Origin of the sequence: Piscinibacter gummiphilus (genome assembly GCF_002116905.1) — a bacterium.
GTDB classification, from domain to species: domain Bacteria; phylum Pseudomonadota; class Gammaproteobacteria; order Burkholderiales; family Burkholderiaceae_C; genus Rhizobacter; species Rhizobacter gummiphilus.
Map to the genome: position 1 here is coordinate 1,401,089 of NZ_CP015118.1, position 23,652 is coordinate 1,424,740.

A 23,652-nucleotide genomic window follows, 5' to 3' on the forward strand; every position below is an offset into this window, starting at 1 on the left:
ATGAACAAGCCCGTCGACTCCTTCATCCGGCAGGCGCAGGGCGTGCGCGTCGGCGTGAGCCGCGCCCACGAATCGGCCCACCTCCACGTGGCCGGCGAGGCGCCGTACACCGACGACATCCCCGAACTGGCCGGCACGCTGCACGCGGCGCTGGGCCTCTCGCCCGTGGCCCGCGGCCGGCTCGTCGGCATGGACCTCGACCCGATCCGCGCGATGCCCGGCGTGGTGGCCGTGATCGCGGCGGCCGATTTGCCCGGGGTCAACGAGTGCGGGGCCCTCGAACACGACGACCCCATCCTCGCCGAGGGCGAGGTGCGTTACGTGGGCCAGCCCGTCTTCGCCGTGATCGCCCGCACCCGCGACGCCGCCCGCCGCGCGGCGGCCCGGGCGAAGGACGTGCTGACGATCGAACCGCTGCCGCCGGTGCTGACGCCGCAGGAGGCCCATGCGCTCGGCCAGTACGTGGTGCCGCCGTCGCACCTGAAGCGCACCAGCCATCCGGGCGGTGTCGCCGGTGCCATCGCCGGCGCGAAGCACCGGCTCAAGGACACGCTGTTCGTCGGCGGCCAGGAGCAGTTCTACCTCGAGGGCCAGATCAGCTACGCCATCGCCCAGGAGGACGGCGGCATGCTGGTGCACTGCTCCACGCAGCACCCGAGCGAGATGCAGCACCTGATCGCCCACGTGCTGAACCTGTCGTCGAACCAGGTGCAGGTGCAGTGCCGGCGCATGGGCGGGGGCTTCGGCGGCAAGGAGTCGCAGTCGGCGGTGTTCGCGTGCATCGCGGCCATCGCGTCGCGCCAGCTCGGTCGCCCGGTGAAGCTTCGCCCCGACCGCGACGACGACTTCCTCGTCACCGGCCGGCGCCACTGCTTCCACTACGAGTACGAGGTGGGCTTCGACGACGACGGGCGCATCGTCGGCAGCGAGATCACGATGGTGTCCCGCGCCGGCCATTCGGCCGACCTGTCGGCGCCGGTGATGACCCGCGCGCTGTGCCACTTCGACAATGCCTACTGGCTGCCCGATGTCGCCATCCACGGGTACTCCGGCAAGACCAACACGCAGTCGAACACCGCGTTCCGCGGCTTCGGCGGCCCGCAGGGGGCCATCGCCATCGAGTACATCCTCGATACGGTGGCGCGCAAGCTCGGCAAGGACCCGCTCGACGTGCGCCGCGCCAACTTCTACGGTGTGGACGAGCGCAACGTCACGCCGTACGGCCAGCTCGTCGAAGACAACCAGATCGCGCCGCTGGTGGCGCAGCTGGAAGCCTCGAGCGACTACCGCGCGCGCCGCGACGCGGTGGCCGCGTACAACGCGTCGAGCCCCGTGCTCAAACGCGGCCTCGCGCTCACGCCGGTCAAGTTCGGCATCTCGTTCAACGTCGTCCACCTGAACCAGGCCGGCGCACTCGTGCACATCTACGGCGATGGGTCCATCCTTGTGAACCACGGCGGCACCGAGATGGGCCAGGGGCTCAACACGAAGGTGGCCCAGGTCGTCGCGCACGAGCTGGGCGTGAACTTCGAGCGGGTGCGCGTGACCGGCACCGACACGCAGAAGGTCGCGAACACCTCGGCCACCGCCGCGTCCACCGGGGCCGACCTGAACGGCAAGGCGGCGCAGGATGCGGCGCACCAGCTGCGCGAGCGCCTCACGGCCTTCCTCGTCGAGAAGCACGGCCCCGTCGACGTGCGCTTCGCCGACGACACCGTGTGGGTGGGGGCGCAGTCGATGAGCTTCGTCGAGGTCGTGAAGCAAGCCTACTTCGCGCGCGTCCAGCTGTGGTCCGACGGCTTCTACGCCACGCCGGGCCTGCACTGGAACCGCGAGACGATGCAGGGCAAGCCGTTCTACTACTTCGCGTACGGTGCCGCCGTGAGCGAGGTGGTGGTGGACACGCTGACGGGCGAGTGGAAGCTGCTGCGCGCCGACGTGCTGCACGACGTGGGCCGTTCGCTGAACCCGGCCATCGACATCGGCCAGGTGGAAGGCGCGTTCATCCAGGGCATGGGCTGGCTCACCACCGAGGAGCTGGTGTGGCTGCCGGCCGACTCACCGCGCGCCGGGCTGCTGGCCACGCACGCGCCCAGCACGTACAAGATCCCGACGGCCAACGACTGCCCGCCTGTCTTCGACGTGCGCCTCTACGACGCCGACAACGCGGCCGAGACGGTGCACCGCAGCAAGGCCGTGGGCGAGCCGCCGCTTCTGCTGCCGTTCTCGGTGTTCTTCGCGATCCGCGACGCCGTCTCCGCGGCCGGCGGCCACCGGGTCGACCCGCCGCTGCAGGCGCCCGCCACGCCGGAGGCCATCCTCACGGCGCTGGCCGCGGTGCAGGCGGCATGCTGAAGGACGACGCGGCCCGCTGGGTCGCCGACGGGCGGCCCGCGGTGCTCGTGTCGGTGGCCGACGCGAAGGGTTCGGTGCCGCGCGATGCGGGCACGCGCATGGCGGTCAGCGCCGACGCGTGCCTCGGCACCGTCGGGGGTGGCCACCTCGAATGGCAGGCCATCGCCACCGCCCGCGAGATGCTGGCGGCGGGGCGGGTCGTGCCGCACACCGTCGAACAGGCGCTCGGGCCGTCGCTCGGGCAATGCTGCGGTGGGGTGGTGACGCTGGCGTTCGCTCCCCTCGACGAAGCGGCACTCGCGGCCTGGACGCCGCAGCCGCGTTTCCACCTGCAGCTCTATGGCGCGGGCCACGTGGGCCGCGCCGTGGCCCGGTTGCTGGCCACGCTCGACGTGACGGTCGACTGGATCGACGAGCGTGAGGACGAGTTCCCGGCCGAGGCCGGCCCCGCGCACATCCGCCGCATCGCGGTCGACGCCGTGGAGGCCGAGGTGGCCCAGGCGCCGCCGGGCGCGTTCTACCTCGTGCTCACCCATCGCCACGACCTCGACGAACGCATCGCCGAGGCGATCCTGCGGCGCGGGGACTTCGCGTTCTTCGGGCTGATCGGGTCGAGGACGAAGCGGCAGAAGTTCATCCACCGCTTCGAACAGCGGGGTGTCTCGGCCGAGGCCATCGGGCGCATGACGTGCCCGATCGGCATCGAGGGGATCACCGGCAAGGAGCCGGAGGTGATTGCAGTGGGGGTGGTGGCGCAGTTGCTGCGGCAGCCGCCCCACTGATGTCATCCCGGCGCAGGCCGGGACCCTGTGCGTTCAACGGGGCGCCGTGGGTCCCGGCCTGCGCCGGGATGACGAGAGTGGGAAAAGCCGCGCGGCCTCCAGCAACACCAGCACCCCCACACTCCACCCGAACAGCGGCATCGCCCACCCCAATGCCGCGACCGCCACCCACAGCCACACCGGCGCCTGCCGAACCTGTGTCACCCCGAGCGGCGGTGCCGCGACACGCCCCTTCGGCCGCCGCTTCCACCACATCACGAGCCCCGACACCACCGAGAACACCGCCGCCAGCGCCGCGAACGCGAGCAGCGCCTGGTTCCACACGCCGAACTCCCCGCGGTGGAACGGGATGCCCACGCCGGTGGCCTGGGCGAGCAGCGGCTGTTCGTCCCAGCCCGACGAGAAGAGGGTCGCGCCGCTGCGGGCGTCGAGGGCCAACGTGAAGCGCTGGGTGGGCTGCGACCGGTCGAAGTTCTCGGCGCGCCAGACACCGGTCGGGCCCTTCGGCGCAGTGATCGACATCGCGATGTCGGGCGCCTGCTCGCGGGCACGCTCCCACACGGCCTGCCAGCTCTGGAGCGGCGCATCACCCGGTGCGGACATCAGGTCCTTCGGCACCTTGGTCGATTCCTGCCCCAGCGCCTGCTGCATCGCCCGGAACCGCTCGCCGCTGTGGCGCGACCAGGTCAGCCCCGTCACGAGCACGACGGCCAGCACGAGGCCGAGGGCGATGGCGACGGTGGCGTGCCAGTCGCGCCAGGTCGCACGGCCGTGGCCGCCGCGCGGGATCAACGCCTTCCATCCGCGGCCCCCGTCGGCCTGCGAACGCGGCCACCACAGCACGAGCCCGCTCGCGAACAGCACCAGCATCCAGCTGGCCCCGAGCTCCAGCACCCAGCGCCAGCCGTCGCCCTGCAGGGCGCTCGAATGCAGCTTCTTCGCCCACGTCTTGAAGCGCTGCATCTCCGCCAGCTGGCCGATCACCTCGCCCGTGCCCGGATCGACGTAGACGATGCGGCCGGTGGGCAGGCCGTGGTCATGGCCGCCACCCGCATCGGCGTGGTGGGCGTGGGGCGCGGTGACGTAGGCCTGGGTGGTGTCCCCGGGTCGGTGGGCCGGCACGACGAAGCGCAGCGTGCTGCCGGGCGCGTCGGCGAGTGCGACGGCCACCTGGTTGTCGAGCGGGAGGGCCGGCGTGGTGACCGGCACGCGGTCGAGGTGGCCGTGGCGCCAGCCTTCGATCTGCGGGCTGAAGACGTACAGCAGGCCCGTGAGGGCGGCGAACAGCACGATGGGCGCGCCGATGAGGCCGGCCCAGAAGTGGAGCCGCCAGAGGATGCGGTGCAGCGCCGCGCGGCGGGCGGCGGAGGGGGAGGTGTCCATGACGAGGTTCCTGACGGCCGGGCGCGAAAGCACGGCCAGGTGAAACGACCCGCGGCCCATGAGGCGGCGGGGAGGTCGGCGAAGTCAGGAAACCCGCGGCGGCGCGCGAGGCTGCGCGGCGGCCCACGCGAACGGCGTGCGCGGGGCGGAGAGGAAACGCTCGGGCGGGCCGGCGTGAAGCATGGAGAGCGCCGGCACCGACAGGGGCACCGGCGGCATGGCGAACTGGTCCGCGTGCAGCGAGCAGTACGGGCAGTGTTCGAGCAGGGGGCCGGCCGGGGAGGTCGATTCGTCGGACGACGCGTCGACCTTCACCCGCTTGGCGCCGAGCGCCGTGCAGACCTCGACCCAGGTGCTGTCACCCGCGCGGGACTGCAGGGCATGCGAGACCCCGGGCGCGAGCGCCCCCACGAGGATCGCGAAACACGCGATCCACGAGACGAGGCGGCGGATGGAGCGGCCCGGGTGCATGAGATGAACCGCTCCGTCGCCGTCGGGCGATCAGCCCGTGTTCCGCAACCCGGCCGCCACCCCGTTGATGGAGATGTGGATGCCGCGCTGCACGCGCTCGTTCTGCGGGTCGCCTTCCACGCGCTGGCGGTGCCGGCGCATCAGTTCGACCTGCAGGTGGTTCAGCGGGTCGAGGTACGGGAAGCGGTGCTCGATGGAGCGGGCGAGCGACGGGTTCGACTGCAGGCGGCGCGCCTCGCCGGTGATCAGAGAGAGCGCGTCGTTCGTGCGCTGCCACTCGGCCTCGATGGCCGTGAAGATGCGCTTGCCGAGCTTCTTGTCCTCCACCAGTTCGGCGTAGCGTGCCGCGATGGCGAGGTCGCTCTTCGCGATCACCATGTCGAGGTTCGACAGCAGCGTGCGGAAGAACGGCCACTGCTTGTGCATGCGGCGCAGCACGGTCAGGCCTTCCTTGCGCTGGGCCTCGTCCTTGCCGAGGAACTTCTCGACGGCGGAGCCGAAGCCGCACCAGCCCGGCAGCGCCACGCGGCACTGGCCCCAGCTGAAGCCCCACGGGATGGCCCGCAGGTCCTCGATGGCGCGCGTGGCCTTGCGCGAGGCCGGGCGCGAGCCGATGTTGAGTTCGGCGATCTCGCGGATGGGCGTGGCCGAGAAGAAGTAGTCGGTGAAGCCGGGGGTCTCGTACACGAGCTTGCGGTACGCCGCCATGCTGGCGTCGCTCAGCTGCGCGGCCACTTCCAGGAAGCGCTTGGGCGCGTCCTGCGTGGGGTGCAGCAGCGTGGCCTCCAGCGTGGCCGCCACCAGCGTCTCGAGGTTGCGGCGTCCGATCTCGGGGTTCGCGTACTTCGAGTTGATCACCTCGCCCTGTTCGGTGAGGCGGATCTGGCCGTTCACGGTGCCCGGGGGCTGCGCGAGGATGGCCTGGTAGCTCGGGCCGCCGCCGCGGCCCACGGTGCCGCCGCGGCCGTGGAACAGGCGCAGCGTGATGCCGTGCTGCGCGCGCAGCGACGTGAACAGCTCCACGAGGGCGATCTCGGCGCGGTACAGCTCCCAGTTGCTCGTGAAGAAGCCGCCGTCCTTGTTGCTGTCGCTGTAGCCCAGCATGATGTCCTGCTCCTTGCCGGAGCGCTTGATCATCGCGGCGATGCCGGGCAGGGCGTAGTAGGCCTGCATGATGGGTGCGGCGTTGCGCAGGTCGCCGATGGTCTCGAACAGCGGCGACACGATCAGGTCGGCCACGGCGCCGTCGTCCAGCGTGCCGCGCACCAGGCCCACTTCCTTCTGCAGCAGCAGCACTTCCAGCAGGTCGCTCACGTCTTCCGTGTGCGAGATGATGTAGTGGCGCAGCGACTCGCGGCCGTACTTCTGGAGCATCACCTTCGCGGTCTCGAAGATGGCCAGTTCGTCGACCGTGTGCTCGCTGTACGGCGCGGCGTGCACGCGCAGCGGACGCGCGTCGTGCAGCAGGGCCACGAGCAGGTTGCGGCGGGCGGTTTCGTCGAGGGCGCTGTAGTCGTCCTCGAGCTTGGCCACCTTCAGCAGCTCCGCCACCACGGCCTCGTGCTTGTCGGAACTCTGGCGCAGGTCCACCGTGGCGAGGTGGAAGCCGAACACCTGCACGGCACGGATCAGCGGGCGCAGGCGCGGGCCGATCAGCGCGGCGCCGTGGTGCTTCTGCAGCGAGGCTTCCACGGTGTTGAGGTCGGCCAGGAACTCGTCGCTCGACGCGTACGGGTTCTGCGGGGCCACGGCATGGCGCAGGGCCTCGGTGCCGGTCAGTTCCTGCAGCGTGGCGGCCAGGCGGGCGTACACGCCGATCAGCGCGCGGCGGTAGGGTTCGTCCTCGCGGTGCGCGTTGGCGTCGGGCGAACGGTCGGCCAGCGCCTGCATCTCGGGGCTGATCGAGTTCAGGAACAGCGACAGCGACAGCTCGGCGCCCAGCTCGTGCACCTCGGTCAGGTAGAAGCGCAGCGCGGTCTCGCTCTGGCGGCGCAGCGCCATCTTCAGCGTCTCGGCGCTGACGTTCGGGTTGCCGTCGCGGTCGCCGCCGATCCAGTTGCCCATGCGGAAGAACGTGCCCAGGTCGTGGCCGGGCAGGGCTTCCTCGATCTCGCCGTACAGGCGGGGGATCTGGCGCAGGAACGTGGACTGGTAGTAGCTCAGCGCGTTCTCGATCTCGTCGGCCACGGTGAGCTTGGTGTAGCGCAGCATGCGCGTCTGCCACAGCTGCGTGACGCGGGCGCGCATCAGCAGTTCGTTGTTCGCGGCGTCGCGTTCGGTGGTGAGGGTGTCGCGCACCTGCAGCAGCTCGGCGATGGCCCGCTCGGCGTCGAGGATGCTCTTGCGCTGCACCTCGGTGGGGTGGGCGGTGAGCACCGGCGAGATGAACGCGTTGCGCAGCACCTTGGCCACGTCGTTCGCACGCACGTCGGCCTGGCCCAGGCGCTCGAAGGTCATCGCGATGGAGCCTTCCTGGAGGTGGCCCTGCTGCTCGTGGTGGTCGCGGCGGCGCACGTGGTGGCGGTCTTCCGCGATGTTGGCCAGGTGCGAGAAGTAGCTGAACGCCCGGATCACGCTGACCGTCTGGTCGCCGGTGAGGTTCTTCAGCAGGCGGTCCAGCGCACGGCCGGCCTGCACGTCGCTCTTGAGGCGGTACGCCACGGAGAGTTGCCGGACCCGCTCGACCAGTTCGAAGGCGGCCTTGCCTTCCTGTTCCCGGATCACTTCACCCAGGATGCGGCCCAGGAGCCGGATGTCCTCGATCAGAGGACCGTTCTTGTCAGGGGTATCGACTTTCGAGCGGGATGCCATGGCTTTCCTTGTGAGAGAGAACGCGATTTTAGGTGGATGCATCCAGAAAATTGAGCGAGTTCGCGCGCCTGATAGCATTTCGAGATGCCCGACGCCACCCCCACCCTCCTGATCGCCACCCGCGAGAGCCGCCTCGCGCTGTGGCAGGCCGAACACGTGCGCGACCTGCTGCGGCAGCGGCTGGGCCACGAGGTGGGGCTGCTCGGCATGACCACCCGGGGCGACCAGATCCTCGACCGCACCCTCTCGAAGGTGGGCGGCAAGGGCCTGTTCGTGAAGGAACTCGAGACGGCGCTGGAGGAGGGCCGGGCCCACCTCGCGGTGCATTCGCTGAAGGACGTCCCGATGGACCTGCCCGACGGCTTCGACCTCGCCTGCGTGCTGGAGCGCGAGGATCCGCGCGACGCGCTGGTCTCCAATCGGTACGCCACGCTGGCCGAGCTGCCCGAGGGCGCGAAGGTCGGCACGTCCAGCCTGCGCCGCGTGGTGCAGCTTCGGGCGATGCGCCCCGACCTCGTCATCGAACCGGTGCGCGGCAACCTCGACACCCGGCTGCGCAAGCTCGACGAGGGCCAGTTCGACGCCATCGTGCTCGCGGCCGCCGGCCTGAAGCGCCTGGGCCTCGCGAGCCGCATCCGCTCGGTCTTCGAGGCCGGCGAGATGATCCCGTGCGCGGGGCAGGGCGCCCTCGGCATCGAGGTGCGCTCCGACGCCACCACGCTGCGCGGGCAGCTCGCCACCCTCACGCACCGGCCCACGTGGCTGGCCGTCCACGCCGAGCGGGCCGTGTCCCGTGCGCTGGGCGGCAGCTGCAGCATGCCACTCGCGGCCCACGCCATCTGGGTGGGCGACACGCTGCGGGTCGACGTGGCCCTCGGCGACCCCGAGGCCACCGACCGGCCGTTGCTGCGGGCCACCGTCGAGGGGGGCGTGGCCGATGAGGCCGCGGCCACCGCGCTCGGCACCACCGCGGCCCAGCGCCTGCGCGACCAGGGCGCGGCCGGGTACCTGCCGGCGGCCTGACCGATGCGTGTGCTGGTCACCCGGCCCGCCGGCCAGGCCGGTGAATGGGTCGAGGGACTGCGGGCCGCAGGGCTGGACGCCGTCGCGCTCCCGCTGATCGGCATCGGCCCGCCCGAGGACCTCGCCGCGGTCCGTGAGGCCTGGGCGCGCCTGCCCGGCCACGCGATGGCGATGTTCGTGAGCCCCAACGCCGCCGATCACTTCTTCGCGGCCCGGCCCGCGGGTGCGAACTGGCCGGCCGGGGTGCTGGCGGCGTCGCCCGGTCCGGGCACCACGGCCACCTTGAAACGCCTGGGCGTGCCGTCCGGCGCCATCGCCGAACCGGCCGCGGACGCGCCGCAGTTCGATTCGGAGGCCCTGTGGGCGGTGATCGGGCCGTCGCGTTCCTGGGCGGATACGGACGTGCTGATCGTGCGCGGCGAGAGCGGGCGCGACTGGCTCGCGGCCCGGTTGGCCGGGCAGGGCGCCCGGGTGGGCTACGTGGCCGCGTACCGGCGGGCCGCGCCGGTGCTGGACATTCCGGAGAAGCAGGTGCTCGCCACTGCGCTGGCCGATCCTGCTGCCCACCTGTGGTTCTTCAGCAGTTCCGAGGCCATCGACCACCTCGAGGCGCTGGCGCCGGGCACGGACTGGCGGGCGGCCCGGGCGGTGGCCACCCACCCGCGCATCGCCGAACGCGCCCGCCGGCTCGGGGTCGGCGAGGTGACGGAAGCCCGACCCGCGATGCCGGCCGTGGTCGGATGCATACAATCCCTCGCGTGAACGAAACCCCACTGCCACAGGACCCCCCGTCGGCCGAGCCGGCGCTGGTGTCCCCCGCCCCACAGCTGGCCCCGGCCCCGCGCCGCAACGTCGGCCTGCTGGTCGTGCTGATCGTGTTCGCGCTGGCGCTCGTCGCGAGCCTCGCGATCTCGGTCACGTCGCAGCGCCGCGTGCGGGTCGTCGAACAGGAACTGGCCCGCCGCCAGCAGGACACGCAGGGCGTGGCCACCGAGGCCCGCATGATGGCCAAGCAGTCGCAGGACACCGCGCGCGAGAGCGCCGCGAAGGTCGCGCTGCTCGAGGCGCGCCTCGCCGAGGTGGCCTTGCAGCGCACGCAGCTCGAGGAGCTGATCCAGTCGCTGTCCCGCTCGCGTGACGAGAACCTCGTGGTCGACATCGAGGCCGGCCTGCGGGTCGCGCTGCAGCAGTCGGCCATCACCGGCAGCGCCGAACCGCTGGTCGCCGCGCTCAAGCAGGCCGACGAACGCCTGGGCCGCTACAGCCAGCCGCGCCTCGACGGCGTGCGCCGCGCCATCGCGCACGACCTCGACAAGGTGAAGGCTGTCGGCGTGGCCGACATCGCGGCCCTCACGATCCGCCTCGACGAGGCGGTGCGCCTGGTCGACGAGCTGCCGCTGCTGTCGCAGGCGCCGCCGCGTCGCGAGGCGGTCCGTGCGTCCGCGAAGGCAACCCCGGCCGCGCCGGCCGCCAGCGGCCCGGCCTCGTGGTGGCAGTCGGTCACCGCCGGCTGGCAGCAGGGCCTCGACATCGTCTGGGACGAAGTGCGTTCGCTCGTGCGTGTCACCCGCATCGAACACCCCGAGGCCGCGCTGCTCGCCCCCGAGCAGGCCTTCTTCCTGCGCGAGAACGTCAAGCTGCGCCTGCTCAACGCGCGGCTGGCGCTGCTCAGCCGCCAGTTCGACACCACCCAGGCCGACCTGCAGGCCGTGCAGGTGATGCTCGACCGCTACTTCGACAAGTCGTCGCGGCGCACGGGCGTGGCCATCGAGCTCGTGCGGCAGGTGGGCGCTGGCGCGCGGAACGTGGCGCTGCCGCGGCCGGACGGCACCTTCGCCGCGCTGACCGCCGCGGCCGCGGGCCGCTGACCGGAGAGGCCCGCCGATGCGCTTCGTCGTCTGGTTCATCCTCCTCTTCATCGTGGCCGTGGTGGCGGCGAGCACGCTCGGGCCCAACGACGGCCTCGTCTCGTTCTACTGGGGCCACCAGCGCACCGACGTGTCGCTGAACCTGTTCCTCCTCGCGCTGATCGGCACGTGTTTCGTGCTCGTGAGCGCCATCCAGGCCATCAACGCCCTCGTGGGCCTGCCGCGGCGTGCGCACGAGTGGCGCGTGGCCCGGCGCGACCGCACCGCGCAGGCCGCATTGCGCGAGGCGCTCGCGCAGTACTTCGGCGGACGCTACAGCCGCGCGCACAAGGCGGCGCAGCGTGCCCTGGTCATCCAGGCCGAAACGCCCGACCTCGTGCAGGACAACGAATTCACCGTGCTGGGCCACCTGCTCGCGGCGGGCAGCCTGCACAAGCTGCAGGACCGCACGCGCCGCGATGAGGCCCTGGGCGCCGCGCTGGAACTGTCGAGCCGCAGCAGCCTCGCGCGGCCGGCCGAGGAGGGTGCCCGCCTGCTCGCCGCGGAATGGGCGCTCGACGACCGCGATGCGGGCCGGGCGCTGGAGTTGCTGGCCGAGCTGCCGCCGGGCGTGTCCCGCCGCACGCACGCGCTGCGCCTCAAGCTGCAGGCCACGCGCCTCGCGCACCAGCCGCACGAGGCGTTGAAGACCGCCCGCCTGCTCGCGAAACACCAGGGCTTCTCGAAGGGCGCGGCCCTCGGCCTGCTGCGCGCCCTTGCATTCGAATCGCTCGAAGGCGCCCGCGATGCCGACCAGGTGCGCCGCGTGTGGTTCGCACTGGAGCCGGCCGACCGCCGCGACCCGCTCGTGGCCGCCCGCGCCGCCGTGCGCCTCGCCGCCTACGACCAGGCCACCGAAGCGCGCAGCTGGCTGCGCCCGTTCTGGGACCGCCTGCCCGAACTCGCGGTGGACGAACGCGCGGCCGTGGCCGACGCGCTGGTCCACGCCCTGGACGGCATCGGCCCCGACTGGCTCCCGCGATTCGAGGTCGCCGTGAAGGCCCACCCGCGCGAAGCCGCCGTGGCCTTCGCCGTGGGCTGCGCCTGGGCCGAGCGCGGCCTGTGGGGCAAGGCGCGCCAATTGCTCGAACAAGCCACCAAGGCCAACGACCTGCCGAACGCCGCCCGACGTCACGCCTGGCTGCTGCTCGCGCGCCTGGCGGAGGAGCAGTCGGACACGGAGCGTGCGAACGACTGCTACAAAATCGCCGCCGGGCTTGCCTGACAGACGAAAACGTGTGTATACTTCGAGGCTTCGCGGCTGTAGCTCAGCTGGATAGAGTACTTGGCTACGAACCAAGGGGTCGTGGGTTCGATTCCTGCCAGCCGCACCAGAACTTACTGTTCTAGATCAACGGGTTAGCTCCTCACAGGGCTAGCCCGTTGTTCTTTGTGTGGGGGACTTTTGGGGGACTGAGGTTCCCCGCTGTTCCCGCCTCAGCGTCGCCAGGCTCTTGTTCCAGCGGCCCGTGTCTTCGCTGATCTTCTCCATTGCCGTGTGCAGCTCCACCACCTGCGCCACGCTGTAGTGCTGGGTCATGGATTGCTTCGAATGCCACAGGACGTCGGCAATCGTGCTTTCCGGCACTCCCATCTCTCGCAGCCTCATCCCGACCGTGTGCCTCAGGTCATGGACATGCAGGTCGCCCAGGCCGGCCTTCTTTCGTGCCGTTTGCCATGCGGTGTTGTTCATCATCTGGATCGGCCGGTATGCCATGGCCGGCGCTTCGTCCAGGTTCCTCACCCGTTCTCTGCGCCACACGAAGACGTACTCCTCGTGCATCCCTCTGACGGACTCGATGACCGATTGAGCCACCGAGTTGCACACCACGATCCGACTCTGGCGACGTCCTTTCACGTGCGACCTGGGAACCTCGAAGACCGAGATGCCCAGTTCCGGGATCCGTAGCTCCCAGCTCCACTGCAGGTTGCACACCACGTCGTCCCGCACGCCGGTGTTCAGGGTGAACAGCGCCATGCGAGAGAGATGCGGTGGCAGAGCCTCCAGCAGGATCCGTTGCTCCATCCACGTGATCGGCTGCGGTTCACGCTGATGCCCGATGAGGGGCAGCATCGTGATCGACGGCGCGTGCTCCAGCCACGTCAGCCCCGAGTCGTCCCGCCAGCTCTTCGCGCACAAGTTCAGGATGTGCCGGGTCAGACCCAACCCCAGGTTCACTGTCTTGTGCATGCGACCCGCTTCGAGGCGGGTTGCGACGTAGCCGGCGAGCGTTCCGTCATGGATCTTGCGGAGGTCCAGCTGCCCGATGTGCGGCATCAGCGACTTGAGCAGATATGTCTCGGTCTCGATGGACGGCTTGTCCTCGTTCGCGAGCAGGTACCGCGTCGCCGCTTGCTCGAAGGTTCGAGCGGGACGCTCCCCGTGGAGAACGATCGCCCGCAGCGCCTCGAGCTGCTTGATCAGCCAGCCTTCCGCTTCTTCATGACTCTGGAAACCGCGCTGGCGAAGTCGATTTCCTTCATACCACTTGTCGACCTGCCACGATCCATCGTTCGCGGCGTAGACGCCGCTTGTTTTTCGACCCATTGAATAACTCCTTTCTCGACGGGCCGTTCGTTCCGAGGGGCATTCTGGGACGTGGTTGTGTGCCTGTCATCAGGTTGACGTTGGAGCGCCACACCGGTGGCCTCTGCTTTGAATCGATCGAAGAGTCGATCGAGGTCTTCGCGATCAAAGATCACGCAGGCTCCTTGTCTCAGCGACACAAGGAGCGGTCGCCATCGCGCATCGAACGTGCGACGTTTGACGCCTGTGTAGGCGATGGCTTCCGAGTAGGTCAGGCCGCGCTTCATGACGAGCCTCTGCAGCGCGGGCCATTGGAGAGCGGCCCCGTAGGGCCGCGGGACTTGAGCAACGGTGGCATGTGAGATTTCCCAATCGACCAATGGGTCGTGACAGGGGATGACTCACACGCGTGTGTATTCGGGGCTGCGGATCAAGCCGAGGTCACGTTCGGTCCGCAGTTTCCGAGCTTGAGTGAAGGTGGCCGCCGGCATCGCGCCAAGGCAAAGGCGCATCGGTTCAGCTGTTGGGAATGTGCGCACTCATGTCACGCCCGGTGCCTGCCAGATGCTGCCGGGCGAAACAGCCGTCGGCTCATGTTCAGTCCGTGCGCGGCTGCGATTTCGATCACAGCCTGATTCGATTCGCCGGTAATCACCCAGCCATCGGCTCCTAGAAGAACTCGTGTATCGAAGTCGCCAGACGATGATTTCGTTCGCACCACCAGGCACCGAACAGGCATGAAGTCAGTGCCTTCGGGCGCCAGTTGAACCGGCAGCTTGCGGCAGCGGTCCGCGCTGCAGTAGCGGTCCTTCCAACCTTGCCGGGGAAGTTTCGCATCAGCAAACTTTCGATAGATGTTGTCTGCGCCCATGTCGTCCGGATGCATCGTTTGCGCCCTCTTGATCCTGGACTGCACGTACGGCCAGAGGTTGTTGTCCTGGACGAAGAGGCTCCGGACCTCTCGGGATTGCCAAAGGAGCCGGCAGATCAAGTCGATCTCATGGTCGAGATCGAGTGTGCGGCCTCCAGGTTCGGAAGGCTGGGGGTCGACGTCCTTGGGTTGTCGGATGAAGGTTCGAGACCTGGGTGTGTCGGCAGTGTGCTTCATGGCGATTCACGGGATGGCGGGTTTGAAGATTGGTGTGCGAAGCGATCGGGCATCGCATGCGAGATGCGCCGCCGGCACGGCGCAAGGGCCCATGTGCGAGCGAGAACTCCGATTGCGCTCGTTGGCGAATCGGCACAGGGGGGCTGGCGGATCTGGGGACGGGAGTTGGACCATGCTGCCTGAATCGAACTGTCGGATCGATGGAGGAGCCTCAGGGAGCGGCTCCGGCACGACGGCGTCGTGCCCAACCCCGTGATCGGGGGCTGGCTTGGCATGGTGGCGCGAATGTAAAGGCTTCGGAGATTCCGTGCAAGAGCGGCGGTGAACTCCGCGCCCACCGCTGGGCACCATTACGTGCGGATGTTGTGCATGCCCTCGGTACAGCGGCATTCGCTGCGCCTCTCTCGTTCAACCGAAACAAGTGGAGAATCGTTTTGCCGATGCGGACGTGAACGCGAAGTTCGCCATGACTGAAGCGCGCCGGATCCACGAACTCGGGCATTTGATCGCCGCCTTCGGTACAGCGCACCTGTCCTGCCTTGCCCTAGGCACACAGACCGTGGGTGTTGTTGCCCGGCCAGACTTTCCAGCTTCTACATCGACTCTTCAACGAAGAACCGCGGTTGCCTGACCCGTGCAGGTATCCGTTCGGTGATCGCTCCCTCATCGACATCCTCCCCTCTCTTCGGGCGAAGTTCGGCGGGGTGTCTGTCGATGTGGTCGATGCGGCGACTGGAAACGGGGGGGCCGAGGAAGTTCAGGTCGTCGCAGCGCTCAATCCAGTCCGGTCTGAGGTGTGGCGCCGGGCGGTCGTGATGAAAGGCCAGCCCTCGGGCCTTGGTCCGCATTCGCGAAGAGATGAAGGCGGCTGTCGAAGCCGAATGGCCAATGCAGAGTTGCGCCCCCATGTCAAAGGCGTGCCCTTCTGTGATGATCGGACTCCACTCCGCGGCGCAACTTGTCGGCAATGAAGTCCCTGTCCAATGGAGCGATCCTTCGGACTCTGACATGGGTGGGGTGGCCGTCAGGTGCCTCCTGCTCATGACCACGCAGCGCTGCGGTGATCTCGTCGAACAATTCTCACCTCACTCGATGCCGACTGTCGGCGGCAAGCTTCATGCAAGAACTCGAAACCTCAACGGACGTTCAAATGCTGGACGCACTTCCCATCTGGCCCGATGGCGCGTTGGGGCCGGGGGGCGCGACCCAAGCGGAGATTCAACATCAGTTTGGCGATTCGGCCTCCAACCTCGTCGTCCGGAACGTCACCCGCCCCACGATCACCCCGTTCCTGCCCGAGCCGTCCAAGGCAACGGGCGCTGCTGTGGTCATCGCACCGGGTGGCGGCTTCATGATGTTGAGCGTGAACAGCGAAGGGACCGACGTGGCTCGCTGGCTGGCAAGTCGAGGGGTGGCGGCGTTCGTTCTGAAGTATCGACTCCAGTCGACGCCGGCAAACAGCATCGCGTTTCGCCTGCACCTGGTCGCAGCGCTGACAGGACTTTCGAGGTTCAAGGGGTCGGAACTCGCTCAGCGGCTGCTGTCAGACAACGAGGCTGCGCTCGAGGATGCGAAGCAGGCCGTTCGGCTGATACGGGAGAGAGCCGCTCAATGGAGGATCGACCCGACGAGGGTGGGTGCTCTCGGCTTCTCCGCGGGCGCCTTCGCCGTGTCTGCAGCTCTGTTCGCCGACGACCGGTCGGCCCGTCCCGATTTTGCTGGACTGATCTACGGCGGCACGGTTCCGGAGGGGGCCGTCCCGTCCAAGGAGACATCGCCTTGCTTCGTCGCCGTGTCGAACGACGACGGCTTGCTCTTCGAGACCTCGTGGGATCTTGCGCTCCGGCTGCGATCCGCTGGCGTGCCGCTTGAGTTCCACCTGTATCGGCGTGGAGGGCACGGCTATGGCGTGAATGTCCAAGGCATGTCTTCTGATCACTGGATCGACCAGTTCTACTGGTGGCTGCAGGATCTCGGCGTTCAGAGAAACTAGCTTGATGCCGGCCTCACCTTTGATGCGAGGCCGAATGTCAGCTTCACCGTGTCACGAAGGGCTGGCTGCTTCGCGCGACAGGGTCGCAACCAGCAGCCTTCGCATGCGAACCTCCTTTTCGCGGGGGCTCCCATCAGGTCAACGGATCACTGCTCCTGGCAGGTGAAGTTGACAGCGTCCTTGGTAGAACCTGTGCCGTTGTAGACGGCTGTCTTGGGCCAGGGACACAACGGGCGAGTGGCGACAGGTGTCGTGCTCAACGCGCTGCGTTGTGTGGCGATGACGCGCTCGGGCGCTTGCCCACGTTCCACCCAGGCTTCCAGGTGCGGCACCATGTCGAAGACGTTCGGCGAGTTGCCCCCGCTGCAATGCTGCATGCCGGGCACCATGAAGAGACGAGCGTTGTCCGTGATCGTGTTGCCGACGATGGCACTGGCACGTTCATAGTGACGAACCGTGTTGCCTGCGGGGATCAGCGTGTCGTTCCAGCCGTGGTACATGATCAGCTTGCCGCCCCGACGGACGAATGCACCGATGTCAGGGTTGTCCGAGTCCACGGTCGGCTCGAGGAGCGCACGTGAATAGGGGTAGTCACGTTCGAGGAAGAAGCTGCCGCGAGTCCAGGCGGGATCTCCGTAGACCATCCAGCGGTAGTACTCCTCCCCGAGGCTGGTCTGGAGGCCGGTCCCCCATTGGAAGCCTTCGCTCCCACGCGCAAGGCCGGGGATGAGTTGCTCGCCACTGGCAAGCTTGGGGCCTTCGTACACCTTGCGAACCACGGCGATCTCATTCGTGGTCAGGCATGATGTGGTGTTGAACGTGCCGCATTGAAGGACTGCCGGGTCTAAGCGGCACTTCTGCGGATTCTCGAGGACACCATCCTGGACACCGTCCAGCGTGTCGCACGCCGCCAGCACGGCCTTGTTGAGTGCCGCCATCTTGAACGACAAGGCGGGCGTTCCCGCCACCAGCTGATCGTTCCACAGCAACTGTGATGCGGTCTCGCCCGCGGACATCGCCGGTGCTCCGGCGATCACGCCGTCGTAGTCTGCGGGATAGCGGCTGACCGCCATCATGGCTTCGCGACCGCCACCGGAGCAGCCTTGGAAGTACGCTTGTCTGGCGGGGCTCTGGTAGTAGGCGCCGATCACCTGTTTGGCCGTGACTGCGACGAGGTGGTTCGCGCGGTGACCCATGTCGATGACTTTCTCGGGCTGGTTGTACGCCCACTGCGCACTGGAACTGGTCGGATGTCCCAGGTCGCTGGTCGCGGACGCGTAGCCCTGGCCCAGGGTCTGGTTCAGCGACGTGTTGATGGTGGGCCCTCCCAGGCCGCCGGAGAACCCTCCGCCGCCGTGCGTGAACAGCTTCTGGTTCCACGTCTCCGGCAGCCACACCTCGACGTTGATGTCCGAGCTCTGCGTCGGACGCAGCTTCAGGGTCGCACGGCAGAAGTTGGTTGCGACCGTGATCACGGACAGGCCGCTCATGATGATCTGGCCTTTGGTGAATCGCTGGGCGGCAGCCACGACCCCGGTGTCCACCTGCATGCCGACCAACGCGGTGCAGGTTGCCGCGTTCGGTGGGGTCTGTGCGAAGGCGCCTGCGCACGCCAGGCTTCCTGCGGCGATGACGCCGCCCAATGACGTGACCTTCAAGCGTCCTCTCGTTGCAATGTTCATCTTCGATCTCCTTCCACTTCAGTTGGCGCAGGACTGCGGATGTCCGTGGGCCATCCCAGGACGATGCGCGATGGGTGCGCCGTTGAACCCACGCAGCAGCTTGGTTGCGGTGAGATGCCGAAGCGTTCGCGTCCAGCGGTGAACTCTTCCGCCCTGAACGGGGCGCACGCCACTCGATGACCAGTGGCCATCGCTCGAAACGGGCTCAAGCGAAGGCAGGAGGCGGGGAGATGAGCGGCGTGATCGCTGCGTCAGGTTTGCGAACGGAGCGTGGAGGACGACCCGAGCGCGAAGCTCGCGCGGAGTCGTCCATGACCTGTCGTTCGCCTCACCGGCGGGGCGGCATGTGCAGCAAGGGCACACGCCGTCCACCAGGCGTCAGGGATTGCGGCAGGTGTAGCTTGCCGCAGTGGTGGTCGAGCCGGTGCCGTTGTAGACGGCGACCTGAGGCCACGGACACAGCGGATGCGTGGTCGTGCTGAACAGCGCCTGGGTCGTGTTGATGACCTGAGTCGGTGCCTGTCCCTGCTCCACCCACTTCTCCAGATGCGGGACCATGTCGAAGCCCGCCTGGCAGTGCTGGGCACCCGGCACCATGAACAGTCGAGCGCTGTTTGAGAGCGTCGAACCAAGAAGCGCCTGGGCCTTCTCGTAGTACCGGACCGAGTTCGCGCTCGGAATCATCTGGTCGGCCCAGCCGTGCCACATGATCAGCTTGCCACCGCGCTGGATGAACGCGCTGATGTTGGGATCACCCGAGTCCGAGATCGGTTCCACCCGCGCGCGGGACTGGGCCACGTCCGTGTCGAGGTAGAAGTTGCTCGGTGTCCAGCCGGAGTTGTTGTAGACCATCCACTTGTAGTACTCCGGGCCACCGCCCAGGTAGTTCAGGATGTAGGCCATGAGCCAGCCACCTTCGCTGCCCTTCGCCAGCCCGGGGATCAGCAGCTCGCCGTTGGTGAGCTTCGGGCCCTCGTACAGCTTGCGCATCGCCGCGATCTCGGCATTGTTCAGGCACGAGTTCGTATCGAAGAGCGAGCACTTCATGACCACCGGGTCGAACGTGCACTTCTGCGGGTTCTCGAGGATGCCGTCCTGGACGCCATCGTTCTTGTCGCACGCTTTCTTGACCGCCGCGGTGATGGCGGAGAACTTGTTGGCCAGGTTCGGCGCCGACTCGCGGATCTGGGCCGTCCAGACATGCTGCGACATGAGTTCGCCCCAGTCCATGGCGGGTGCACCGGCGATGACGCCGTCGTAGTCGCCCGGGTAGCGGCTGACCGACATCAGCGCTTCGCGGCCGCCACCGGAGCAGCCCTGGAAGTAGGCCCGCTGCACGGGGGCCTGGTAGTAGGCGTTCATCACCTGCTTGGACGTGACGGCGGAGAGGTGTCCCGCGCGATGGCCCCAGTCGATGATCTTCTCGGGCTGGCCGCCCGCCCATTCGGCGGTGGTGCTCGCGGTGTGCCCCAGGTCGCTCGTGGCCGATGCGTAGCCCTTGCCGGCGCTCGTGTTCATGAGCGTGGCGCTTTGCCCCAGGCCACCCGACAGGCCGCCGCCGCCGTAGCCGAACATCTTTCCGTTCCAGGTCTCGGGCAGCCAGACTTCCACGTTGATGAGCGAACTGGCGGTGGGCTTGAGTTGCAGCTTCACGCGGCACAGGTTCGCCGTCGCCGTGACGGTGGCATCGCCGCCGAACAGGCTGCCCGCACCACCGCTGGTGCTCGGTGCGATGGACGCGCCTTTGGCGAATCGCTCGCTGGCGGTGACCACGCCGGTGTCGACCTGCAAGCCGACGAGTGCCGTGCAGTTGGCCGGCCCCGGCGCGGTCTGTGCGCTGGCCGGTACGGCGATGCCTCCTGCGATGGCGAGACCGGTCACGGTGCCGAGAAGCCGATGGCGTGACAAGGGGAAGAATGAACGTCGCGAGGAGCGAGATTGCATAGGTTGTCTCCGGTGTACTTGAAATCAGTTTCTTGGTCGAATCAGATGGGCCGTGTGCGCCTCAGGATCACGGACAAGACAGCTGTGTATTGAATCAGCCATCTCGTGGAGAGACTGTTCTCCGCTCAACAGTCGTGGTAGGGGCATACCCACAGACTGTTGACGACGGAGACATGGATCGGAGGAACGAGAGGCATGCGACGTGAGTTGGGAGCTCGTCCACCAGCACTGAAGTGAATCGAGGGGCCGACACAGGTCTGCACGCCGCTTGACAGTCCCCACCAAGGCGGTGTTCGCGAGCGTGTGATGTGGCTTTGCCTGTCAAGGGTGAGACAGCGAAACGGGCAAACCCTATGCGGCGAGCGATTTCGCGAACCCTAAACTTTTCGGTGCAATGGTGTATGTCCAACGTGGTTCGAGAAAAGAGGGAGGCATGTCGGACTCGTGCCGTCACGAGCAACCGGCTGCCCTCCTCCAGGATCGCGCAGGCTGCACCGTCCACGACGCGGCGCTCAACGCACGGCGTGTTCACGCGGTCGGGAGCACCCGGATCGTTGTTGATCTTCTTGATCTCTGGAGACATGGGCCATGCCGAAGCGCACACGATCGAAACCATCTGAAGAATCCGGCCCGACCGCTGCGCCTGTGAAAGGCGCAGCCCTCGATGCGTCGACGTCTCGAGAGCAATGGGTGGGGCTTCGTCGTCGCCCGCTCCTGATGGCCGCTGGCGCCGCGACGCTCCTGGGAGGTGTGTCCCCGCGCGTGCGCGCGTCCTCAGGTGAAATCGTGGTGGGACAGAGCATCCACTTGTCCGGTCCGCTCGCGCCCACGGTGACTGGCGTTCTGAAGGGGCAGGAGGTCGCGTTGAACGCGGTCAATGCCCGTGGCGGCATCAACGGTCGCAAGGTCAGACTGATCACCCTCGACGACGCGTACGACGCGACGCGATGTGTGGCGAACTGCATGAAGCTCATCGAGCAGGAGCGTGTCACCACGCTGTTCGCACCGGGCTCCACGGCCAATGCGGTCGCGTTGCTTCCGATCCTGCTCAAGGAGCGGGTGCCGTTGATCGGAACCTACAGTGGCGCCCCCGTCGTGCGCACGAAACATCATCCCTACTTCTTCACCACGACCGCGAGCTACCAGGATGAAGTCGTGCAGATGCTGCGCAACTTGATGATGCTGCAGCGTGGAGAGGTCGGCCTTGTCTATCAGAACAACCCGTTCGGGCAACTCATGCTTCCGGTGGTGGAGGCTGCCGCGAAGGAAGCCGGTGCCACGCTGGTGGCCAAGGTGCCCCTCGACATCAACGGCGCCGACGCCGCCGCCGCTGCCGAGCGGATGGCGGCGCAGCGCCCCCGGGCGGTTCTGCTCATGGCTTTCGGTCCGTCGATGGTGTCGTTCGTGAAGGCGGCCAAATCGCAGCTGGGTGTGCCGATCTACTGCACCTCGGTGTCCAACTCGCAGCCGCTGATCCAGGCACTCGGCGACGACGCACGAGGCCTCGCTTTCACGCAGGTCGTGCCCTACCCGTGGCGGGCGACGACCCCGTTGGTGCGTGAGTTCCACAAGGCGATGGAGTCCGCCAACCAGCCCGTCGGATATGACTCGTTCCTGGGCTACCTCAACACGCGGGTTCTTCTCGAAGGTCTGCGGCGCGCAGGCAGTCAGCCGACGCGGGATTCGGTGGTGGCCGGCATGGAGGGCATGAGCCGTGTGGACCTCGGTGGCTACACGGTGGACTACTCTCCGACGAACCATCACGGGTCGAAGTTCGTGGAGATCACCATCGTCGGACCGGGTGGTCGCTTCATGAAGTGACGACTGGCGCACGGCCGCACCAGGGCGTCTCCGGGCGCTCGATCGGTTCCGCTAGACTAGCTGGATGAACGACGTCGCCACGACCCGCGCGGTGCCTCGAAAGGAGTCGGGTCGCCCCATGCTGACCCCGGAGACCTGGATCTCCGCCGCCATCGAGCGATTGATGCTGTATGGGGTGGACTCCATCCGGGTGGACGTGCTCGCGAAAGAGATGTCGGTCACGCGCGGGAGCTTCTATTGGCACTTCAAGGACCGGGATGAACTTCTTCGACGCGTCCTGAAGGCGTGGCAGGACGGTGCCACCGAAGCGCTGATCGCGAAGTTCGAGGAACAGCACCACGAAGAGCCCTTGCTGCTCGTCAAGGACCTTCTGTCGCTGCCGTTTCGGGGGCGGGCCGCGAAACGTGCGGCCAGCATCGAGTTGGCCATCCGGGCCTGGGCGCGGAGCGACGAGACGGCGCGCCAAGCCGTCGAGGACGTGGATTCCCGGCGCATCGCCTACATCGCACAGGTCTTTTCCGCGCTGGGCTTCGGCATCAAGGACGCACGCTCCCGCGCCTTTGCACTCTACGCCTACACGGTGACGGAGTCCCTGCTGACCGGGCAAGGCAGCGAGGCCCAGAGCACCGAGCGCAGCGCGTTCATGGAGAAGATGCTCCTGTCCGTGCCCAAGTGAGGCGGCGGGGGCGTTGCGCGGGAAGCCTGACGCAGGCGCGACGCTTCATCGAGGCTCACCCGCGAGAGCCCCTTCCGGCATGTCTGCTCCAGCGCGGCGCGATGCGACGCCCGACCCGGGACTTTCTCTGAGGCATTCGGCCCGATGCCTTGCCGGGAAGGTGCACGCCCCTGGTGACACTTCGGTGAATTAGCTGCGCTAATGAAGGACCCCTCGCTGACTTGATGGTGCCGTGCCGACTGCGTCGCGACAATGCGCACCTCCTCACGACGCGGTCCGCTGGTTCCGGTGACGGCCGTGCATAGAAAGGCGTAGCGATGAAGCGGTCTTCCGTAGCCCTCGCGGACCTGTTGCAGGACACCCCGTGGTTTCGCGTGCTCACGACGGACGAGCAGGCGCGTGTCAGCGCGGACATCTGCGAGCGTTGGTATTCGGCCGGCAGCGTGGTGGCACACAAAGGTGAGGCCGCCCAGTCCTGGATCGGGGTCGCCGATGGCCTGCTGAAGGTGAGTTCCGTCCTGGCCAGCGGGAAGGTCGTGATGTTCGCCGGAGTGCCCAGCGGATGCTGGGTGGGGGAAGGCTCGGTGCTGAAGCGCGAGGTCCGCAGGTACGACGTCGTTGCGTTGCGAGAGTGCCGTGTCCTGCACCTCCCCGCGTCGACGTTCCGGGCGCTCCACGAGTCGAGCCTGGCGTTCAACCAGATGCTCGTCGGAAGGCTCAACTCTCGCCTTTCCCTGTACGTGGGCATGCGCGAGATCGACCGGATGTCGGATCCGGTGGCGCGTGTCGCGCGGTACATCGCGACGTTCTTCGATCCGGTCCCGTACCCACATGCCGATGCCTCGGTGCACCTTGCGCAGTCGGAACTGGCCGAGCTGGCGGGGCTTTCCCGAACCACGATCAGCCTCGCGTTGCGCCGCCTCGAGCTCGAAGGTCTGCTGACGACGCAATACGGGAGGATCCTGGTGCACGACCTTCCAGCGCTGAAGTGGTACGAGGCGGATGAGGGCCGCCAGCCGTTGCGGCGCGGCGCGGGTTCGCCAGCCGTGGCCGTCGGGTGACCCCGTCAGGTGCATGTGGGTTTGTCCCATACAGAACTGTCCGGCGCTGAACAGTGAGTGCGAGTCAAAGCTGATGCAATTCATCGGCTTGGCGGGGCCCTGGCAATC

Annotated in this window: 17 protein-coding genes and 1 tRNA gene; 11 read left to right on the plus strand and 7 right to left on the minus strand. The window is 67.8% G+C overall.

Annotated features, from left to right (window positions below; genetic code table 11):
- Entirely contained in the window at positions 1 to 2,355 is a 2,355-nt protein-coding gene (gene xdhB / locus A4W93_RS06380) for a xanthine dehydrogenase molybdopterin binding subunit (protein WP_085749819.1), read from the plus strand.
- Positions 2,349 to 3,137, plus strand: a complete 789-nt coding sequence (gene xdhC / locus A4W93_RS06385) for a xanthine dehydrogenase accessory protein XdhC (protein WP_085749820.1) — start codon at positions 2,349 to 2,351, stop codon at positions 3,135 to 3,137. The genes xdhB and xdhC overlap by 7 nt, the downstream gene beginning before the upstream one ends.
- Before the next feature lie 33 nt (positions 3,138 to 3,170).
- Here the strand turns inward: xdhC and A4W93_RS06390 are convergent, their stop codons facing one another.
- From A4W93_RS06390 to ppc, 3 genes are all read right to left on the minus strand, one after another.
- A complete protein-coding gene (locus tag A4W93_RS06390; RefSeq protein WP_157782122.1) occupies positions 3,171 to 4,520 on the minus strand; it encodes a PepSY-associated TM helix domain-containing protein in 1,350 nt (449 codons plus the stop codon).
- Positions 4,521 to 4,604: 84 nt separating this feature from the next.
- Positions 4,605 to 4,991, minus strand: coding sequence for a DUF2946 domain-containing protein (locus tag A4W93_RS06395; protein WP_085749822.1), 387 nt, complete (start codon positions 4,989 to 4,991; stop codon positions 4,605 to 4,607).
- Positions 4,992 to 5,021: 30 nt separating this feature from the next.
- Entirely contained in the window at positions 5,022 to 7,802 is a 2,781-nt protein-coding gene (ppc, locus tag A4W93_RS06400) for a phosphoenolpyruvate carboxylase (protein WP_099959866.1), read from the minus strand.
- Positions 7,803 to 7,886: 84 nt separating this feature from the next.
- On the opposite strand from ppc, the gene hemC reads away from it, so the two are divergent.
- The 5 genes from hemC to A4W93_RS06425 all read left to right on the plus strand — a co-directional run bounded on the left by hemC (position 7,887) and on the right by A4W93_RS06425 (position 12,066).
- Positions 7,887 to 8,825, plus strand: a complete 939-nt coding sequence (gene hemC / locus A4W93_RS06405; protein WP_085749824.1) for a hydroxymethylbilane synthase — start codon at positions 7,887 to 7,889, stop codon at positions 8,823 to 8,825.
- 3 nt (positions 8,826 to 8,828) lie between these two features.
- Complete coding sequence (locus A4W93_RS06410; protein WP_085749825.1) at positions 8,829 to 9,587, plus strand: uroporphyrinogen-III synthase; 759 nt, start codon at positions 8,829 to 8,831, stop codon at positions 9,585 to 9,587.
- A complete protein-coding gene (locus A4W93_RS06415; protein WP_237357710.1) occupies positions 9,584 to 10,693 on the plus strand; it encodes a uroporphyrinogen-III C-methyltransferase in 1,110 nt (369 codons plus the stop codon). The genes A4W93_RS06410 and A4W93_RS06415 overlap by 4 nt, the downstream gene beginning before the upstream one ends.
- Positions 10,694 to 10,709: 16 nt before the next feature.
- On the plus strand, positions 10,710 to 11,957 hold the full coding sequence (locus A4W93_RS06420; protein WP_085749827.1) for a heme biosynthesis HemY N-terminal domain-containing protein: 1,248 nt from the start codon (positions 10,710 to 10,712) through the stop codon (positions 11,955 to 11,957).
- A gap of 32 nt (positions 11,958 to 11,989) precedes the next feature.
- Positions 11,990 to 12,066: transfer RNA gene (locus A4W93_RS06425), tRNA-Arg, on the plus strand.
- A gap of 41 nt (positions 12,067 to 12,107) precedes the next feature.
- On the opposite strand, the gene A4W93_RS06430 is transcribed toward A4W93_RS06425, so the two are convergent.
- Entirely contained in the window at positions 12,108 to 13,280 is a 1,173-nt protein-coding gene (locus A4W93_RS06430) for a tyrosine-type recombinase/integrase (RefSeq protein WP_085749828.1), read from the minus strand.
- A gap of 523 nt (positions 13,281 to 13,803) precedes the next feature.
- Complete coding sequence (locus A4W93_RS29510; protein WP_157131597.1) at positions 13,804 to 14,367, minus strand: hypothetical protein; 564 nt, start codon at positions 14,365 to 14,367, stop codon at positions 13,804 to 13,806.
- A 1,117-nt stretch (positions 14,368 to 15,484) separates the two neighbouring features.
- On the opposite strand from A4W93_RS29510, the gene A4W93_RS06435 reads away from it, so the two are divergent.
- On the plus strand, positions 15,485 to 16,360 hold the full coding sequence (locus A4W93_RS06435; protein ID WP_157131598.1) for an alpha/beta hydrolase: 876 nt from the start codon (positions 15,485 to 15,487) through the stop codon (positions 16,358 to 16,360).
- Between the two features lie 146 nt (positions 16,361 to 16,506).
- On the opposite strand, the gene A4W93_RS06440 is transcribed toward A4W93_RS06435, so the two are convergent.
- Together A4W93_RS06440 and A4W93_RS06445 are read right to left on the minus strand one after the other, a co-directional pair.
- A complete protein-coding gene (locus A4W93_RS06440) occupies positions 16,507 to 18,042 on the minus strand; it encodes a tannase/feruloyl esterase family alpha/beta hydrolase (protein ID WP_085749830.1) in 1,536 nt (511 codons plus the stop codon).
- Between the two features lie 378 nt (positions 18,043 to 18,420).
- Positions 18,421 to 19,923: a tannase/feruloyl esterase family alpha/beta hydrolase gene (locus A4W93_RS06445; protein ID WP_157782123.1), complete on the minus strand. Its 1,503-nt coding sequence runs from the start codon at positions 19,921 to 19,923 to the stop codon at positions 18,421 to 18,423.
- 651 nt (positions 19,924 to 20,574) lie between these two features.
- Between A4W93_RS06445 and A4W93_RS06450 the strand changes: the two genes are divergently transcribed.
- The 3 genes from A4W93_RS06450 to A4W93_RS06460 all read left to right on the plus strand — a co-directional run bounded on the left by A4W93_RS06450 (position 20,575) and on the right by A4W93_RS06460 (position 23,544).
- On the plus strand, positions 20,575 to 21,807 hold the full coding sequence (locus A4W93_RS06450; RefSeq protein ID WP_237357711.1) for an ABC transporter substrate-binding protein: 1,233 nt from the start codon (positions 20,575 to 20,577) through the stop codon (positions 21,805 to 21,807).
- Positions 21,808 to 21,871: 64 nt separating this feature from the next.
- Positions 21,872 to 22,483 (plus strand): TetR/AcrR family transcriptional regulator, encoded by a 612-nt coding sequence (locus tag A4W93_RS06455; RefSeq protein WP_085749833.1) that lies wholly within the window; start codon positions 21,872 to 21,874, stop codon positions 22,481 to 22,483.
- Between the two features lie 317 nt (positions 22,484 to 22,800).
- Positions 22,801 to 23,544 (plus strand): Crp/Fnr family transcriptional regulator, encoded by a 744-nt coding sequence (locus A4W93_RS06460; protein ID WP_085749834.1) that lies wholly within the window; start codon positions 22,801 to 22,803, stop codon positions 23,542 to 23,544.
- Positions 23,545 to 23,652 lie beyond the last annotated feature (108 nt).